Below are 17632 nucleotides of genomic sequence, written 5' to 3' on the forward strand. Positions count from 1 at the left end.
AAGGCTATCTATCCCAGACAGCCAATCTTTTGTTAACCTTAAATCTAATACTATGAAAAACACAGTACAAATATACGGACTTCTGTCGAATTTGCAAATAAAACAAGAAAAAAGAGATGTTTTATAACATTGATTAAATATTTGATTCTTCAATTCTATTTTTATTAAGACTTTCAGCGTTTTGAACACTATATTCCCAATATTTATCACATAATTTCAGATAACTGGTCTCGGCACTTTTGCCTCCTAAAGAAATGGCATACATCTTTGTCTGTTTTGCTTTTGCATGTTCTATGGACTGGGATAGTAGTTTATCGACTGGACGCATCTCAAAATCCGATACGGTGATGATGTCTGCTTCCATATATCCTTCTTCGCTGATCTTTCGCAAAGCATGTGTGATGACTGGTTCCATATCTGTGCCACCATGAAAAGATTGGCTTAGAAAATCGACAAGGCGATCGAAACTACTCCCTAAATCGGTTATTTCAATACACTCGATATCATCGGAGAAGAGGATGACGTAACATTTCCGATGTTGTACTTCTGTCAATTCGGCAATGGCAAGTAGAGTAGATTTTGCGATTCTTTCCCGTTCGCCTGCCATAGAACCGGAAGTGTCCAGGCAAACGATGAAAGGGCCTTCAGCTTCTTCGGAAACTTCATTTCCTACTGTTTTCTTATCATTGATGGTTTGTTTCTCGTGCGATTGATAATCGATGACTTGTAGTCTCTTCTCTATGAAACGCTCGAAAAATATGGGTTGCAGGTTCTTTTCCGCCAGATAACAATATTCCAGAGGGAGAAGACTATTCAAATCGTTTCCTTCACAAATGCCTGCAATATCACTTCGGGTGGCATGAGATATAATTTGTTCCCGGTGAATACCTGCGGTCATTTTGAAACGTTTCCGGCTACTTTGGTGTTTTTTGCCTAATATTTCTACCAGTTCGCGGATAACGGGATTTCGTTTGATCGTTTCTTCGTATTCTAAAATCTGTTCCGCTATCTGTTTATGATTGCGAAGTAGCCAGACGAGGCGTGAGCCACCGCGTACCGGAAGATTTTTGGCTAATGCCAGTTGAATACGGTAGAAATCCTCACAGAGTTGCTCGATATGTTCCATCTGATAGTTGAACTCATTGTTCGAGAGTAGCGTATGCCACTTGTCGAAAAAAAGAGTCCGCAACGCTTTCCATTCTTTGGAACGCGGGCTGATTGCATTAAAACGTTGGAGGTAGTATTTTACGTTGAGGTCTACCAGGTGATATTTCATGGAGAAGGGGTATGCGCTGTTTTTCAGGAATTAAAGAAACTTTGCGTCCGATGCTTCATTCATTTCATGAAAGTATTCCCATTGCGATGCATAACGGGAGTAGAAATCTTGCAGGGAGGGTTGTGTGTGACGAAAATACAGGTGAATGTCCGCATCCAGTTCTTCGGGACGGATAATCAGATTGTGTAGTTGTTCGTCATACACATCATAGGCTATTCCCTGCAATTTTTCGTAATAAATGTCTTGCAGGTGTTTGAGCCTAATACTCTCTGTTCTCTTGTTTATGGGCATGAGCGATGATACGAAGTTCGTTCCGGTAATTCTCTATGATATGTGCAGTCTCCCCTAAGATTCGCTTAATCTTGCTTTTTTGCGATGAGCTTAAGAAAAGATGTTCCTTTGTATATGCTGTTTCCCGCTCGGAGATTGTTTTATATTCTACCTCCATTTGGTGAAGTAAATCTATCACTTCCTGCAATGTAAATTCGAACGGAGTGCTGTCGCCCTGCTGTGTTGGCAAAGGTTCGCAATTATCATAACATAGTAGTGGATACTCTTGATTGTTGACGAAAACGGATCGTTTCCCTTTTCGGAGGGAATAAATATTCTTTTGTGCGATATTTCTGTTCTTTACAAAATCATAAGCTTTCAGGATTTTGTTGACCGGACGGAATTTATCCTGCTGAATATAAAACAATCGGTTACTGTCTTTCCTCAAAGACTGGTAGTCCGAAGCAAAGATGAGTAAATTTCCGGCAATGTGGTAACCTTCTATGCGATGATAGAAGGTATCTACTACCTGGATTCCCGGATCGCTAAGTTCCCGTAGGCTGTGTTCGGACTTCATGTTTTCTTTCAGCGTATCCAGTTTCTGTTCCAGTCGTTTTTCTCCCAATAAATATGTATTGATTCCCCGTGCAATCGACTGTTCCACTATGTTTTCGATGATGGGGAGCTGCGAAACTTCATCCCACAGACAGGCACTCATCAGCAAGCAGTCGGAGAAGTGAATTCCCGGAGATTCGTTCAGATAGGCCGAGGTGCGGAGCAGACCTACTATTTTTTTTCCAACGGCGGTCGGATATATAGATCGGAGGGGTGTTTTCATCCCGCCCTGTATTATATTGTTCGATTTCTCGTTTGATATTGTGAATCAGCTCGAAGATGGTATAGTGGATACCTACTTTCTCACTTTCAGCTTGTATTTGATTGTATAATTCATCGTCTACCTGGAGTTTTGCCGGGATTTCAGGTTCTACTTCCCGTGTAGAAGAAATCATCTGGTCGAAAGCATATTCCTGTTCAATGCATCCGACAAACTGGCGGATCAGGAAACGGTCGTATAGGGCTTCCAGTCCTTCACCTTTTGCGGGTAGTTCGTTGGACGCGGCAATCAGCGCTTTCAGAGGAACACGCACCGTAAATTGTCCGTTGCGATATATCTCATTGATTACTGTCAAAAGAGAATTTTGGATAGCAGGACCGGCTTTCCATATTTCATCCAGGAAGACAATCGATGCTGTCGGCAAGTATCCTTTTGTAATACGTTCGTATGTATCTTCATCTTTCAATTTTGAGATGGAGACGGGGCCGAATATTTCATCCGGTGTACTGAAACGAGACATCAGATATTCAAAAGCATCCGCATCTTTAAAAGCCAGTTTGAGCCTGCGCGCCACTAAGCTCTTGGCTACTCCCGGAGGGCCCAATAGAAAGATACTTTCACCTGCCATGGCAGATAATAGGGAGAGTGCGATGGTATGTTCTTTTTCGAATACTCCCTCATTGAGGGATTTCAGCAGTTGGGTGATATGGGATTTGATTGACTTCATGCGACAGATGATTTCATGTGTTGTTAGCAGGAGGCAAAGATACAAGAATTCTTTGAAATAGACTTCATTGGGGGGATTTACCCCTAGATTTAGGCAATTTCCTCCCGATAAGTAGGAGTTTTCAGTTTCATAAGGAAAATTCATTCTCTACTTTTGTTCTATCGAAAGATAAATGATAGATAATAATTAGAGAACCGTTAAAAATAAAGGAATATGAAAACGAACACATTTAAATACTTCGGTTTGGCTTTGATGGCTATATTGATGGTAAGTTTTACCTCTTGCGAAGTGGAAATAGACAGTTTCTATGATGATGATAATAATGGTGCAGGATACTATAATCGTTCGGCTGATTTGTGTAGCCGTACCTGGGTTAGTTTCTACCGGGACATGGACGGTAACTATTGCCGTCAGGAACTGGATTTCTTTTTAGATCGTACGGGAATTGACTATATACGGGTGGAATATCCTAACGGGACAGTAGAGCAGTATGAATATAATTTCCGTTGGAGCTGGGAGAATTATGCGCAGACTTCCATTCGTATGTCATACGGACCGAATGATGTTTCATACTTGGATGATGTGTACATCGGTGGAAACAGGTTAAGCGGTTATCTGGACGGACGAAATAACTTTGTGGAGTTTCAGGGGAAATGATGAAAGATAAAACGGAAAGAAACAGAGAGAAAAGAATAAATACCTATAATCAAAGAGAAATAAAAGCATAATATTTCCATAAATACGAATATATGTTATTGTATATCTGTGTGTTATAAAAATACACCTATTTTCTCATCTATTCCTGTAAAACTCCATTTATACCCATATTTGAATTATTTTTGTTACCTGTTTTGATACTTATATCAAACCTATTTTCTATCTTTGCATCAGAATATAAAATGCTGGAGTACAATGGGTAGAAAAAAGCAATCAAAAGTAGACAAAAGTCCGTTCAAGTTACGAAGGAGGAAACTTACGGACGGTCGTGAGTCCCTTTTTATAGACCGCACGGTTGACGGCAAGCACGAATACGAGTTCCTGAAATTGTATCTTGTGCCGGAAACCTCCGTCAAGGCGAAACGCGAGAACGCGAAGACACTCCGTCAGGCGGAGGATATTATTCTCGCCAAGACCGAAGATATGATTGATGGCAAGGTACAGGAGGAAGCGTCGAAAGACAAATCAAAGATGCTGCTGTCCGACTTCATCGGCTTGCTGATAGAGGAATACAAACAACGGGGACAGCCCACATACCGGCATTTAAGGGCATCACGCATCAAGTTTGAGAAGTTCCATCCCGGTGCAAGGCTTTGTGACATGGACAAGAAATTCTGTACCGACTATGCCGAGTGGCTGCAATCCGAACCTCTCACCCCGCAGGGAAAGCCGCTTGCCCAAGCCACCGCCTGTTCCTGTTTCTGGATTCTTGGCATCATCCTGTCCGCAGCATGGCAAAAGGGATATATAAAGAACAATCCCTGGAAGCTGTTGAGTTTCCAGGAAAAGATAGCGAGACCGGAGAGCAAGCGTGAGTTTCTGACCCTTGATGAAGTCCGTAAGTTGGAGGACACCCCTTATATAAAGGAGAATATACGCAAGGCATTCCTGTTTGCCTGCTATTGCGGGTTACGTGTGGGTGACGTTACGGATTTGCGCTGGAGCGACATATCCGTCAATGGAGGACGGCATTTTGTGTCGGTGGTGATGCAGAAAAATTCCAAACCCATATCGCTCCCGCTTCCGGCAAAAGCGTTAACATGGCTTCCGGAACGTGGAGAACCGGAGTCATCGGTATTCTCCCTGCCGTCACATACCGTACTGCACAAGCATCTGCGTAAATGGGCTGAACTGGCCGGACTGGAAAGACACCTTCATTTCCATCTGAGCCGCCATACCTACGGCACGATGCTGATAACCGCCGGTGTTGACCTTTATACCGCCAGCAAGATGATGGGACATGCCGACGTGCGCCCCACGCAAGTCTATGCGAAAATCGTTGACAGGAAAAAAGAAGAGGCCGTTTCACTGATAGATAAAGTATTTTAAGACATGGCAGCAACAAACAAGAAACCCAACAAGCTGAAAGAGCCGGTAAGGGTACGCACAAAGAAACTTGCCGACGGTTCTGAATCGTACTACCTTGACATCTATGTCAACGGCAAGCGGAGTTATGAGTTCCTGAAGATGTACCACCTGCCGGAAGTCAACGCGAGGGTCAGGGAGCAGAACCGTGCCACCCGTGAGGCGGTCGAGACCATCAAATCCCAACGCATCATCGAGATTACCAATTCCAGAGCCGGAATCAAGAGCAAATCCGCATGGCAGAAACTGACGCTGGCGGACTGGCTGGAAAAATTCTATTCCAATCAGGAGCGTAAGGGTATCAAGCGTATCGACAAATTGAGAAGTATTATAAAGGTCATCAACCGATACGGCAAAAATACCCGGATGGGTGACATTGACAAGAAATGGGCACTCGGTTTCATAGACTGGATCCAGCACACTTATACAGGCAGACAAGGAAAGCCGCTTGAACAGGGAACGGTCGTGGCCTATATCTCCCAGCTCTCTATCGCCCTGAATGCCGCAGTCCGTGCGGAGTGGCTGGGTGAAAATCCGTTCATGTTACTCTCTGCTTCGGAACGTGTCAAGAAACCGGAATCGAAACGCCAGTTCCTTGCCATCGAGGAAGTGAAACTTCTCATTGCTACCGAATGTCGTAATATGACGGTAAAGCAGGCGTATCTGTTTTCGTGTTATTGCGGACTTCGTCTGAGCGATATGGAAACCCTCCGTTGGAAAGACATTATATGCAATGACGGCAGGTACATGATTGCCACCGTGCAGCAGAAGACATCCACTCCCATTTATACGCCGTTCTCGCAAAATGCCGTCAAGTGGCTGCCTGAGCGGAAAGCGGATGAGAATGACGAGACGCTTGTTTTCGCGGAACTTCCGTCGCGTCCGACCACCAATAAAATCCTCAGGCAATGGGTGGAAAAAGCGGGTATTGAAAAGAAAATCACCTACCACACAAGCCGGCACACCTTCGGAACGATGATGATGACCGTGGGGGCAGACCTTTATACCACCTGCAAGCTGATGGGACACGCCGATGTGCGCACCACGCAGATATATGCGAAAATCGTTGACAGCAAGAAAATCGAGGCCGTCAATATGGTGGACAAGATGTTTGAAAAGATGGAATCCGGACAAGAATGATTCTATACGATTGACTTTATCTATCACGGAAACACAGATAAAGTCTATTGAGTTGGCACATTAATATGTTTCATAGGGAAAACAACAAGGGTATTGCCATAAATCCGAACTTATCTTCGTTATTTTGTGACATAAATTCAGTTTTAAGGTATTTTGTTTTGTGGAAACCATAACCAATTAGTAAATTTGCACAAAAACCAAGGATATATGGATAAACTTATAGGTCGCAACAAGGAATACGAGGAGTTGAAAAGATGCCTCCATTCCGACAGGTCTGAACTGGTCATAGTCTATGGCAGGCGGCGTATCGGGAAAACATTCCTGATTGAAGAGTTCTTCGGCCAGCGGTTTGACTTCAAATATGTCGGTGCGCATGGCATGACCACCCGCAGGCAACTGAACAATTTTCTGAATACCCTGAACAGTTATTCGCCAAAGAAATACTCCCACTTGGGAAATTGGGACGAGGCATTCTATGCCCTTGAGGAATACCTCTCGTCCCTGCCGGCAAATCGCAAAAGAGTGGTCTTTATAGATGAAATGCCTTGGATGGACTCCGGCAGGTCCATATTTGTGTCCGCCCTTGAAAATTTCTGGAATGGCTGGGCCATGTCGCAACGGAACATCATGCTTGTCGCCACGGGATCGGCAACCTCATGGATGAAAGACAAACTTGTCGCCAACAAGGGTGGTCTTCATGCCAGGATTACCTGCAACCTGCATTTGTCTCCATTCACCTTGAATGAGACGGAGCGTTATCTTGCGACACGGGGCATTGAATGGGACAGATACCAACTGACTCAAACCTATATGGTACTCGGCGGCGTTCCATTTTACTACAGCCTTCTTGACCCGGAACTGAGTCTGGCCCAAAATATCGACCGGCTGTTTTTCAATGAAGGCGCACTTCTGAAACTGGAGTTTGACGAACTTTATAATGCCCTCTTTGACAATGCGGAACTGTATACTTCAATTGTACGGTTACTCAGCGAGCATGAATCAGGAATGACAAACAAGGACATATTCCTGTCTTTGCCCTCCAAAAGCAGCAATATTTCCAAGGCAATCAGGAATCTTGAAAGTTCCGACATGATTGAGAAATGGCTCCAATACGGCAACAAACGCCGCGATGCCGTTTACAGGCTGACGGATTTCTTTTCGCTGTTTTATTTCAAGTTTCTTGCAAACAACCTTTCCCACGATGATGAATGGTGGAGCAACCACATCAATTCAGGAACCATCTTTGACTGGATGGGGAACAGCTTTGAACTGATCTGTCTGAAACATCACAAACAGATAAAATCGGCATTGGGTATAAAAGGCATGGCGACATCCCTGTCCACATGGCAGGTCAAGCCTGACAAGGAAGCAGGAATGCCCGGCGGACAGATAGACATGATAATCGAACGCGCAGACAGGATTATACATCTGTGTGAAATGAAATTCAGCACTGACACTTACCGTATCAAACCCGAATACGAACGCCGTCTGCGCGAACGCTCCGGTTTGTTCAAGGAGCTGGAGAAAATCAATAAGACTTTGGTTCATACCTTTATAACCACCTATGGTGTGGCCAATGCCAAAAACAAGAGCATTGTCCACAGCGAGGTGACGATGGATGACCTTTTTAATTCCTGACGGCTATGATGATACAGCAAATCACCCAACGGCTAAGTGAGATAAACACACTTCTCACCGCTTGCAAACAAGAAGATTTTTCTTTTGAAAAAGCCCTGCCATTATCCTTGTTCTACCGTGATTTCAGTGGTACGAACAGTCTTGTAAGCGAGGCAACCGGGTTGGCAAAGGAAAATCCCGGAGAGCTATTGCAACTTTCATCTTCCCTTATTTCGGAATCGGACAGATACCTGTCGCTTGATAAATCGGTATTGCAGGCAGTGGACTTCAAAACAGTTTTTGAAGAATACCTCAAACCGTTTGAGCACAGATACGAAGAAGCCAAAGTCACCGCCACAAAATTGTGGCAGGCCTATTCCGCAATAAGCAACCGGCTTGACTTTATGCCGTTGGATTCCGAGGAATACACGAAGCTGTCCGCAGAGTGCGATGGCAAGAAAGCGGAATACGACACGGCCCACGCACAAACCGGCCATTTATATAAGGAATGGCAGCAGGAGCGCGACCGGTATTTCTGCGTATATTGTTTCAGGCCGATGTTCCTTGACGTGCTGGTGGAGCGTCTGAAAGGAATTGCGGAAAGTATCATTGCCGACATCAGACGGATACAGGAGGATGAGCCATGATTGGAGCCGACCTGTTGCAAGAGACATCCGCATGGATGGACACCGTGGATCTTGCCCTGTGCCTGTTCATTTATGAGGTGTGTAACGACCGCCAGTTCGAGTACGTGTCGGGCAGCGACTTCGTGAACTTCATGAACCTGAAGCCCACCGGACGGGCCGTCACCGTGCGACCGAAAGAAAACCTGCGTGTCTGCTACATGGTGTTCTCCGTCTCGCAGACCATCAGGCCGCGAGAGCGTGGCAAGGTCTGGGCGGAAGAGTTCCTGAGACGTTGCGGCATATCCAAGTCATACTACGACAAGCATCGCAGTGATGTTTGCGGCAATGCCACAACAAAAGAGAATATGGAATACCGCAAATCCGTTGACAAAGCCATCGAAAACGCAAGGAGGTTGAGAAGCACCCCGTAACCGCCCGCCGATTCCCCATTTGAGATAACATCTTCCCATCATGGCGGTGCGCCATACTGTTGAGTACCAGCAGTATGGCGCACTACTATTTTATGCACTTTCCCCATTTACCCCACATTGCGCCACTTTAAGTCCAAAGTAACTTTGCAAACGAAACGGAAGACAACAAAAGGCTAAATGCCAACGTGTTCCGCACTGTTGCAGCAGGATTTGAATGACAATTGAAACAATAAAAGGACAGACGACATGGAAAATGAACGCAATCTGATGACCACCACCGAAGCGGCCCGTTATCTCGGAGTGAAACCGAGCTATCTCTACAAGATGATGATGCGCCGCGCAATCCCCTACTACAAGCCGGGAGGCAAGCTGTGCTTCTTCGCGAAGGAAGACCTTGATGTATGGCTGAAACGGGTAAGGGTAAAATCGCAGGACGAGATAGACAGCGAGGCTTCACGCTATCTGATCAGCCGCGAGAAGAACAAATGATTTATCCACTTATAAAACAAGAACTGTATGAATGATTCAAACATGACGGGTGCGGGCTTGAAAAATGCCGCACCGCAGGATGCCACAAACAAGGAAACCAAGATTAAAACCACACGCTCCGCTATCGGTGCAAAAGCGCAGACCATTCTGGATTTTCTCCGGTGCTGCACTCCCTACGAAGCGGACTCCATCCGTGTGATGGTCGGTTACGCCGCCGGCAAGGGAGAAACCGGAACGATTGAAGCAACGGACTTGCTTGCCGTGAACCGCTTTCTCAACCACGGGCTTACCAAAGAGAGCGGAACAAGCAGTGAGACGGTAATGGGACACCGGCAGGAACGTGCGCAGAAACTGATGGAAGCCGTCAAGGAGTTCGTCAACATCGGCCAACTGTGCCGTGTCAGTGTCGCGCTGATGAAAATCTCATCGGACTTCAAGGCTGTGGAAGACGCACGGCAACACCTGCAATCACAATCGCCCAACACAGCGAACAGAAACTGATGAATTAGTAATCGGGGTATCCGGCAGTCAGGAAACAATATCTGTGAACTTTTGAGACATAAGGGAAACAAATATGTCAGATACTCCGGTTCCACTTTCATGCAAGGTTATAAGCAACTTCGATAAGGAACAGTAACAGAAGCGTTGCACTGCCTTGCGGAATAACCGACAATCATATCAAAATCCTATGCTGCAAGCCCAATCCTTTTATAGGCAAGCGACAAATTCCACAAGTCATTTGTGGATACCCATCCGGCTACGGATGCACGTTTGGGAAAGCAGAGAATAGTATTCCATTGCAAGATATGCCGGTGTATTACACTTCCTGACGGTCATTCCATACACAGCACCCTTGCCATTGTCCGACAGGGACAATGGGGAACGCCGCTCGCAGGCTCGCACCGTAACCGGCCTATTGTATCACTTTAATCCCCTTTTTATGAATACAGGACGGAAAATATCACAGCATACAGAAGATGCCCAAAGTACCGGAGTCAAACGGGAAAGACGGGATTCTACCATCTCGTTCCGTGTCAGCAGAACGCAACGGGAGCATATCGGACGACTGGCCGACAAGTGCGGCATGACACTCAGCGACTACGTGCTGGCGCGTTCATACAATTACAGACCGAAAGCGCGGCTGAACTCCCGGCAGGAGGCAGTACGCGATGAACTCATCATAGCCCGGAGCGACTATGCCAGATACACCTCCATGCTCAACGCCATGCCGCAGGATGAACGCCGGGCTATGTTCCGCAACCGGTCATGGATGGTCGGTGCATTACAACTGCTCGGCAAAACGGCTGAAGCGATTACAAGGATTATCGACCGCCACTTTGCACCGAACCGGATTCCAGAAAGCCCCCAAATACAAAAACAGAGTGAACCCACAGAAGAAGAACCATGATAGGCAAGGCAAAATCCATCAGCCACGGTATAAACGACATCCGGTATATCACAGGAGAGTCAAGGAACAAGAAACATCCCGAACGGATATACCACATCAAGGATAACCTGCTTCCGTGCAGGCTTGACGCTCAGGGTGTATGGGATATGATGAAAGCCCATGCACCAACGGGAAAGAACGTCATCCGCATCGAAATCAGCCCGGCGAAGGAACACACTGAACACTTTACTCTGAAAGACTGGGAGAAACTGTGGGATGATTTTGTCCGGGAGTATGACAGTATGGAGTTCAGGAACAGGCAAGGCGAAATCTATTCCCACAGGACAAACCTTGCCGGAAGCATTTCAACCGTGTGGCTGCACCTGGAATCAAAGAGCGGAATCCCCCATCTTCACGCCGCAGTCTGCCGCAAGGACAATGAGGGCAGAACCAACAATGACCATAACATACACCTTCGCGCACAATATGCGGCGGAGCGTGTGGCCCGAAAGAGAGGCTGGACTACCGCTATGGAGATCCGCAGGACAAATGCCGATGAGGTAGCCGGGGAACTTATAGACATCCTGCGTTCCATGCCGTCATGGTCGTGGGATGATTATGTGGCGAGGGTACGGGCAAAAGGCTACACGCTCGAAGAACGCCGGGACAAAAAAGATGTTCTGCGTGGCTACACGGTCGGTATCGGTGATGTTATCTACAAGGCTTCGGAACTCGGTAAAGGCCGCAACCTGATGGCGTCAAAGATTGAAGCGACATGGAACAGGCTGCACAACCAATCCGTAACAGAGTTGAAGCAGAATGGCAACCAAGTCAAAACACTGGCTGCAACAACTCCTGAAGCAAAACCAGAAACAATTTGCGACAAACCTGTTATAGATTATTTCGCATGGCGTGAGGGAACATCAAGATATGAGCTTGCACATGATGGTAAGGATTACAGGCTCTATATCCCCGATAATGTCATGCAACTGTTCGATGACGAGTTCGATTATCGAGAAACGGCAAACCATAAGGAACTGGCCGACTATGCAGTGGCCTTGTTTGTCGGTATGATGAGCGTTCCGGCTGTTCCGTCCGGTGGTGGAGGCGGCACTTCCAACGACTTGCCTTGGGGACGGAAAGAGGACGAGGATGAAATGGAACGTGCCCGCAGGTGTGCCCGTGCTGCCATAAAGAAATTTGGCAAGAAATCGAAATCATCAATCAGACGATAGGCAAAGAGTTATGGAAAACAAGAAATTCGATTATAGTGATGATATGGTGCAAGGCGATGTTCCGCAAGATGAAAACGAAAGCAAAGAAATCCTGCGCCACCAGCGTCTGGAACAGCGCAACAATGCGTTGGCAAACGAGTTTCGAGACCTCAAACCGGAAATCGGCAGGGCTTACAACCAACTGTGCAACCTTGCCGAGAAATCCGGTGTGCTTTCAGAAAGGGTACTCAACCTACTTGAACTTCTGAAAACCGCCCTGCCTGTCAGACTGGCTGATGAAGACAGGAAAGCATTGCGGGACGAGTTGCACGGCATTGCCGACAATGCCGTCACGAAAATCCGTAAAGAGCGTGAGAGGATGGAGAATGATATTTGTAGGAATGCGAGCCGCATATTCCTTACTTCGGTAACTTTTTGGTGTATGGTTACGCTACTGATACTCCTCTCGACATTTTTTGCGATTGTCATTTTCGCTAACGCAAAATTATTTCACTCCAAAATACTGACTGAAATAATAGTCATATACTCCGTGCTGGTTATCCTGACACATATAGCCATAGCCTTTTGCTTCTATAAACAAAACGCTAAGTAAAAGAAAAAATAGATGTAGGTTCGCTAGGTTGCATTATATTTTCACCATTTATAGAGGACCTGAAAATGTTTTCACCGGATTGCCACGTTGCAACGAGGTATAATTGCTCCATTTAGATATATCGAATGTAGCAGTAATGGCATTTTTGGATTGCTGTAATTTGAACAGAAGTAATTTGCGTGCCATTTCTTTGTTTTGTGACTGTGAGCGATGAACACTGCATTTTATGGAGATGCCGGTAGGTATGTGGGTGGCACGGACAGCCGACTCCACTTTATTGACATTTTGTCCTCCATGTCCTCCGGAACGCATCGTTTCATAAACAATATCTTTATCCCGTATTTCCGGCTGTTCTATCAACTCTATAAATTCCACACCCACAAACCAATTCTTACGGGGATAACCGGGACGATAATGGTTTGACGTTGCACGCCAAAGGATAGTTCCGTTCCATTCTCTTTCTTTAACTGCATCGGTTTCGGCAAGAAACAACAGCGACATATAACAGTCCGGTTCCGTATTATGCGGCTCGAGTTCCATCAGTTCCGCGCCGGGAAAATCTTTCAGAAGTTCACGGGCAACAAGCGCGACCGCACGGGCACATTCCACAGGCCCCCGTCCGGCAGTAAGTTGTATATATTTTTTTATTGGGGAATATCTTTAATGTTTAAGCGGGTTTTAACCATTGTAATGACTTCAGCTGTCGGCTCAATCAAGCGCAATATTTCTTCCATCGGCTTATATGCCTGTGGCGATTCGTCAAGCGTACCGGGACAAACGGACGTGGAAAATATACCGTTCATAGACTTTTCAAACTCTTCCATTGCGATATTCTTCTTGGCTGCATTTCTTGACATGGCACGTCCTGCACCGTGTGGAGCGGAATAATTCCACTCTGCATTTCCTTTGCCGATACAGATGGCTATACCGTCACGCATATTGAAAGGCAGACAGAACAACTCTCCTTCTTCCGCTTTAACAGCCCCTTTGCGTAACATCGGATATTCCTCACAGACATCAATATAATTGTGCGTGGTGAAGATTGATTCCACACATTTCGCCTTGCAAAGTTTCTTCAGTATGGCGAAAATCTTGTCGTGGATTATCTGATGATTATAGAGGGCATAAGCTTGGGCAACAACCATATCCGAAAGATAGCCGTTCAGGGGGTCGCCCCACAGATAGCCGATGAATTGTGCCCTTTTAGGATTCCGGGCAATATTGTGCCAATGGTTTGCCACCTTGACACCAAGATTTCGAGAACCGCAATGAATGGTAAGCCAACCTTCATGCGTCTTCTCATCTTCTCCGTATTCAATGAAATGGTTGCCACCGCCGAGAGTGCCGAGACTTTTATAGAAGATGCCTTCCTGCAACTTTACCCTACGACAGAAATCCGACACAAAGCGTGCGTCTATGCGTACAACTTCATTAATCAAATCCGGAGCAATGGAACGTGCCTTTTGGTATCGGGAATTGAGGAAACGGAACAGTTCTTTTTCATTTAGACTGTTTTTCTCGCAAATATTCATACCGGTCGGCACCGTATCACGGATTTTATGGTCAAACAAAGCATAATCTTCCGGCGCAACTAAGGAAGAAAGCCTGTGCATGGAAATGGTACAACCGATATCCATTCCCACATGGTCCGGATTAACATATGCTCCAATCCTATACGCAGTCCCGACGTTGCAAGAATTTCCGGCATGGACGTCGGGCATCTGCACTATTTTTACTGATTCAAAAGCAGGATGGTTGCATTGCGCCTGTAACCATTGTAAAGCTGCTTCTTCAATGTTTTCGGCAAATATCTTCGCCGAAGTATATTGTCCACTTATTGCCATATAGTTAATCTTTTGATTTATCATTGATAATGGCTATAGAAATATCTTTAATATAAACCAACTGTAATTCTGGAACGTTGAAATACCATGCCGCATTGGGATAAACGGTTTGAAACAATTCATAACTTTTTTCTTGTTCCGGCAATGCGCCAAAGAAACCGTATATATGCTGACGTGCATGTTCTGGAACATTGTTCAAATCATTGAAAGTCACAACAGGATTAACCAATATCTTGTTTTGCCCGTAAAGGTTGATACATGCTGTTGCCGATTCTCCTGACGCAATTACCCAATCCGGTTTCTGCTTTGCGACTATACGACGAATTTCTTTGGCATAATCCGATTCTTGCAATGTATTTACCTCTACGAAATTGCCAACCTCTTTCATTTCGACTTCATCTATCAGCGAGGAAATCATATAAGAGTTTTGATCGTCCAATGTCGGATTCTTAATGCGGAATGGTTTTGGAAATATCAGTACTTTTTTCATACGCCTAAATTGGTCTGGCAAGATTCTGGTTGAGCAATAATTCATTGCCGGCATTGATGTGAGAATATTTAGGATATGACACCGCAAAACATTGCTTGCGATATTTACGTGCAAAGCACATGGTGTACATACTGCCGCTCTGCTCCGGGCATTCCGCAAGAACAACAGCATCCGACAATGCGGCTTGCAACCTGTTGCGGGCAACAAGCCGTGTCGGATTCGCTTTCATGCCAAAAGGTTGTTCTGAAAGAATAAGACCACTGCTTTCTAAAATACGCTGTTGCAAAGGCTCATTTTCTTTGGGATGCACAATGTTCAGCCCGGAAGCGACAATCGCAATTGTTTTTCCACCAGCATCTAGACATCCTTCATGTACCGCCTTGTCACAATCCAAGGCGAGACCGCTGACGATGATATTGCCTTCTTCTACAAATTTTCTACCCAAGTCATATGCTTTTCTATTTCCTGCCGGAGATGCCGCCCGTGCGCCGATGATAGCGATGAGTTTGACGGTTTGGTTAAGAAGCGACAAATCCCCCAAACAATGAATCATTGGCGGACAATCGTTCCCAATCCTCCTAAGTGAACGAGGGAAATTTTCATCTTGAAATGTCAACGTCACAACACCGTGCTCCTGTTGCATATCCATGATATTCTCCGCTTTATCAATGTATGCTTCAAATGCTTCGGCGTATTCTTCTTTCTCAAATTTTGAATGTATAATTTGGTACGCTCCCATTCCAGCGTATTGCATACAAAGAATATCTTCTTTACTTAAAAACTGTTGTTCCATATTGTTGATTTTAGCTGTTGATAATTTGTTTGGTATACATATTATGCCCGAAATCCTATTTTCACTCGGGTTGAATTGGAGATGCGCTCGTTACGACAAAGTTCGATTATAGCAGAAAGGTCAATAGAGTCTTGTCCTGACAGAATTGCTTCCACCGTGTATTTTCGAATGATATTCTCTATTTCCCCACCTGAAAGATCAAATTGGGAAGCAAGTGTCCGGGCATCGTTTTCTGGCAATGACGGCATCATTGCCTGCCAGATGGCAGCACGGGCTTCTACCGTAGGACGGTTGAACTGAATCTTATAAAGGAAACGGCGTTCAAAAGCCTTGTCAAGATTGGTCGTGAGATTTGTTGTGGCAATCATAATACCATCAAGTGCTTCCATTTCTTGCAGAATGATATTCTGTATGGAGTTTTCCATCTTGTCCACAGCACGGGTTGCTCCCTCCATACGTACCCCTAATATGGCATCCGCTTCATTGAAAAGCAGAATCGGGGCAAGAGTCGAATCCTTGCATATATTACGATATCTGTCAAACAACTTTTTCATATTCTGCTCGCTTTCTCCAACCCAGCAACTCTTGATTTTATCCACGTCCACTCGAAGAATATCCCGACCCGTTACCCGTGCTATCTGATATACAGTTTCGGTCTTACCCGTACCGGGAGAGCCGTAGAAAAGGCTACAAAAACCCGCCCTCATTCCTGCATTGCGCAGTCTGGATTGGACTTCATTGAAACGGTCGGACGAAAGTATTGCAGAAAGTTCTTCGACCTGCTTCTGCTCTGACAGGTTGTAAATCAACTTCTTTTCAGGGAGTGAGTCCGATTTGATCAGATTATGGTCTGATTTGGTTTTGATGTTTAAGTTCAATTCCGAAAGCAGATCGGTCTTGGCATATTCGGTCAGTTTGAAGCAGTCTGAACGCGCCATTCCATCTTCATTGACATTTTCAATCAAATCACGCTCAAAAAGTTCTGAGGTACGGCTGCGAAGTTCGCTTTTGCACCAGTTGGGAATTTTATCATTATCGTACAGATTGTCTATATCGTGAAATCCTATACGATTGTCATCATTTTCTATAAAAAGGTGAGCCATGAAAATAAATAACAGACAATCTTCCTCTCCAAGATTAAATCCTTTTAGTGTGCGTGCAAAATAAGTGTTTTTTATTTCTGAAAGGTTCTCATTAGCCTGGGCAAGAAGTGTTTCATGTGTTATTTCATCATCATTCATCTCTTCCATCAAGTCATTGAATCTATCAAAAAATGATTGAAGGTCTGTTATAGGCTCCGTGACATAAATGTATGGTTGGTTCTTTCTCAAAGTTTTGAGGACTTCTATCGGAACACGATAAGAAAGGCAGTTGCGAGAACGGGAAGCGCGTAAATAATGTTTTTCTTCAAGCGCATCAATTTCGGATGAGAGCCTTAACATTTTTGTAGTGCGGCATCCTATATATGATGCAATCTCCGACATGCGAATAGAGTTATCCTCGCTTCGATCTACAAATAAAGCCAATAAAACGGTCTGTAATGGGGACAACTTTAATTTCCGCGAAGCATACTTTATATAAGTCGATGCCTTATGGTAGAAATCAGAAGTAAGATTGGAATCTTTAGCCAAATCAACTATATACTCGAATGCTTCAAGTATATTTTTAACACGAACCTTTTCTACTATTTCTTTTTGCGATACTTCACAAAACTCTGTTTCCTTGATATCGAAATGTTCTTTCATTTGTGTAACCTCTTTTAGTATTTCGGTACAAAGATATGTTTGTGATGTATCAT

At 45.0% G+C, this 17632-nt stretch carries 16 protein-coding genes and 2 pseudogenes; 11 read left to right on the forward strand and 7 right to left on the reverse strand.

The annotated features are described in order from the left end of the window. Nucleotides 1–133 precede the first annotated feature (133 nt). Nucleotides 134–1567 (reverse strand): annotated as a pseudogene (locus tag DWZ47_RS02665) (VWA domain-containing protein). Then, nucleotides 1536–3108, reverse strand: a pseudogene (locus tag DWZ47_RS02670) (AAA family ATPase). Before DWZ47_RS02670 ends, DWZ47_RS02665 begins: the two co-directional pseudogenes overlap by 32 nt. Before the next feature lie 213 nt (nucleotides 3109–3321). On the opposite strand from DWZ47_RS02670, the gene DWZ47_RS02675 reads away from it, so the two are divergent. The 11 genes from DWZ47_RS02675 (at nucleotide 3322) to DWZ47_RS02725 (ending at nucleotide 12707) form a co-directional block, all read left to right on the forward strand. Further along, nucleotides 3322–3765 (forward strand): hypothetical protein, encoded by a 444-nt coding sequence (locus DWZ47_RS02675; RefSeq protein ID WP_004306378.1) that lies wholly within the window; start codon nucleotides 3322–3324, stop codon nucleotides 3763–3765. Nucleotides 3766–4020: 255 nt separating this feature from the next. Continuing rightward, nucleotides 4021–5154 carry a site-specific integrase gene (locus DWZ47_RS02680; RefSeq protein WP_117512250.1) on the forward strand — a complete coding sequence of 378 codons (1134 nt, stop codon included), beginning with the start codon at nucleotides 4021–4023 and terminating at the stop codon, nucleotides 5152–5154. 3 nt (nucleotides 5155–5157) lie between these two features. Then, on the forward strand, nucleotides 5158–6330 hold the full coding sequence (locus DWZ47_RS02685; RefSeq protein ID WP_117512251.1) for a site-specific integrase: 1173 nt from the start codon (nucleotides 5158–5160) through the stop codon (nucleotides 6328–6330). 207 nt (nucleotides 6331–6537) lie between these two features. Beyond that, nucleotides 6538–7968 carry an AAA family ATPase gene (locus tag DWZ47_RS02690; protein ID WP_117512252.1) on the forward strand — a complete coding sequence of 477 codons (1431 nt, stop codon included), beginning with the start codon at nucleotides 6538–6540 and terminating at the stop codon, nucleotides 7966–7968. A 5-nt stretch (nucleotides 7969–7973) separates the two neighbouring features. Beyond that, a complete protein-coding gene (locus DWZ47_RS02695; protein WP_117512253.1) occupies nucleotides 7974–8594 on the forward strand; it encodes a hypothetical protein in 621 nt (206 codons plus the stop codon). Next, nucleotides 8591–9004: a hypothetical protein gene (locus tag DWZ47_RS02700; protein ID WP_117512254.1), complete on the forward strand. Its 414-nt coding sequence runs from the start codon at nucleotides 8591–8593 to the stop codon at nucleotides 9002–9004. Before DWZ47_RS02695 ends, DWZ47_RS02700 begins: the two co-directional genes overlap by 4 nt. A gap of 246 nt (nucleotides 9005–9250) precedes the next feature. After that, the gene (locus DWZ47_RS02705) at nucleotides 9251–9493 is read left to right on the forward strand and encodes a helix-turn-helix domain-containing protein (protein ID WP_117512255.1); all 243 of its coding nucleotides are present in this window, start codon (nucleotides 9251–9253) and stop codon (nucleotides 9491–9493) included. 27 nt (nucleotides 9494–9520) lie between these two features. Next, complete coding sequence (locus tag DWZ47_RS02710; RefSeq protein WP_117512256.1) at nucleotides 9521–9994, forward strand: hypothetical protein; 474 nt, start codon at nucleotides 9521–9523, stop codon at nucleotides 9992–9994. A 439-nt stretch (nucleotides 9995–10433) separates the two neighbouring features. After that, a complete protein-coding gene (locus DWZ47_RS02715) occupies nucleotides 10434–10901 on the forward strand; it encodes a plasmid mobilization protein (RefSeq protein ID WP_117512257.1) in 468 nt (155 codons plus the stop codon). Continuing rightward, nucleotides 10898–12115, forward strand: a complete 1218-nt coding sequence (locus DWZ47_RS02720) for a relaxase (protein WP_117512258.1) — start codon at nucleotides 10898–10900, stop codon at nucleotides 12113–12115. The genes DWZ47_RS02715 and DWZ47_RS02720 overlap by 4 nt, the downstream gene beginning before the upstream one ends. Nucleotides 12116–12125: 10 nt before the next feature. Then, nucleotides 12126–12707 (forward strand): hypothetical protein, encoded by a 582-nt coding sequence (locus DWZ47_RS02725; protein ID WP_117512259.1) that lies wholly within the window; start codon nucleotides 12126–12128, stop codon nucleotides 12705–12707. Nucleotides 12708–12755: 48 nt separating this feature from the next. Here DWZ47_RS02725 and prfH read toward each other — a convergent pair whose 3' ends face one another. The 5 genes from prfH to DWZ47_RS02750 are packed head-to-tail and all read right to left on the reverse strand — an operon-like array spanning nucleotide 12756 to nucleotide 17579. Continuing rightward, complete coding sequence (gene prfH, locus DWZ47_RS02730) at nucleotides 12756–13355, reverse strand: peptide chain release factor H (RefSeq protein ID WP_117512260.1); 600 nt, start codon at nucleotides 13353–13355, stop codon at nucleotides 12756–12758. Further along, on the reverse strand, nucleotides 13352–14551 hold the full coding sequence (locus DWZ47_RS02735) for an RtcB family protein (RefSeq protein WP_158570379.1): 1200 nt from the start codon (nucleotides 14549–14551) through the stop codon (nucleotides 13352–13354). The genes prfH and DWZ47_RS02735 overlap by 4 nt, the downstream gene beginning before the upstream one ends. 4 nt (nucleotides 14552–14555) lie before the next feature. After that, nucleotides 14556–15041 (reverse strand): hypothetical protein, encoded by a 486-nt coding sequence (locus DWZ47_RS02740; RefSeq protein WP_117512262.1) that lies wholly within the window; start codon nucleotides 15039–15041, stop codon nucleotides 14556–14558. Between the two features lie 4 nt (nucleotides 15042–15045). Further along, nucleotides 15046–15834, reverse strand: a complete 789-nt coding sequence (locus DWZ47_RS02745; protein ID WP_117512263.1) for a DNA-processing protein DprA — start codon at nucleotides 15832–15834, stop codon at nucleotides 15046–15048. Nucleotides 15835–15875: 41 nt separating this feature from the next. Then, complete coding sequence (locus tag DWZ47_RS02750) at nucleotides 15876–17579, reverse strand: ATP-binding protein (RefSeq protein ID WP_117512264.1); 1704 nt, start codon at nucleotides 17577–17579, stop codon at nucleotides 15876–15878. Between the last annotated feature and the right edge of the window lie 53 nt (nucleotides 17580–17632).

It is taken from the genome of Bacteroides sp. AF32-8BH, from assembly GCF_003435205.1.
Lineage (GTDB): Bacteria > Bacteroidota > Bacteroidia > Bacteroidales > Bacteroidaceae > Bacteroides > Bacteroides ovatus.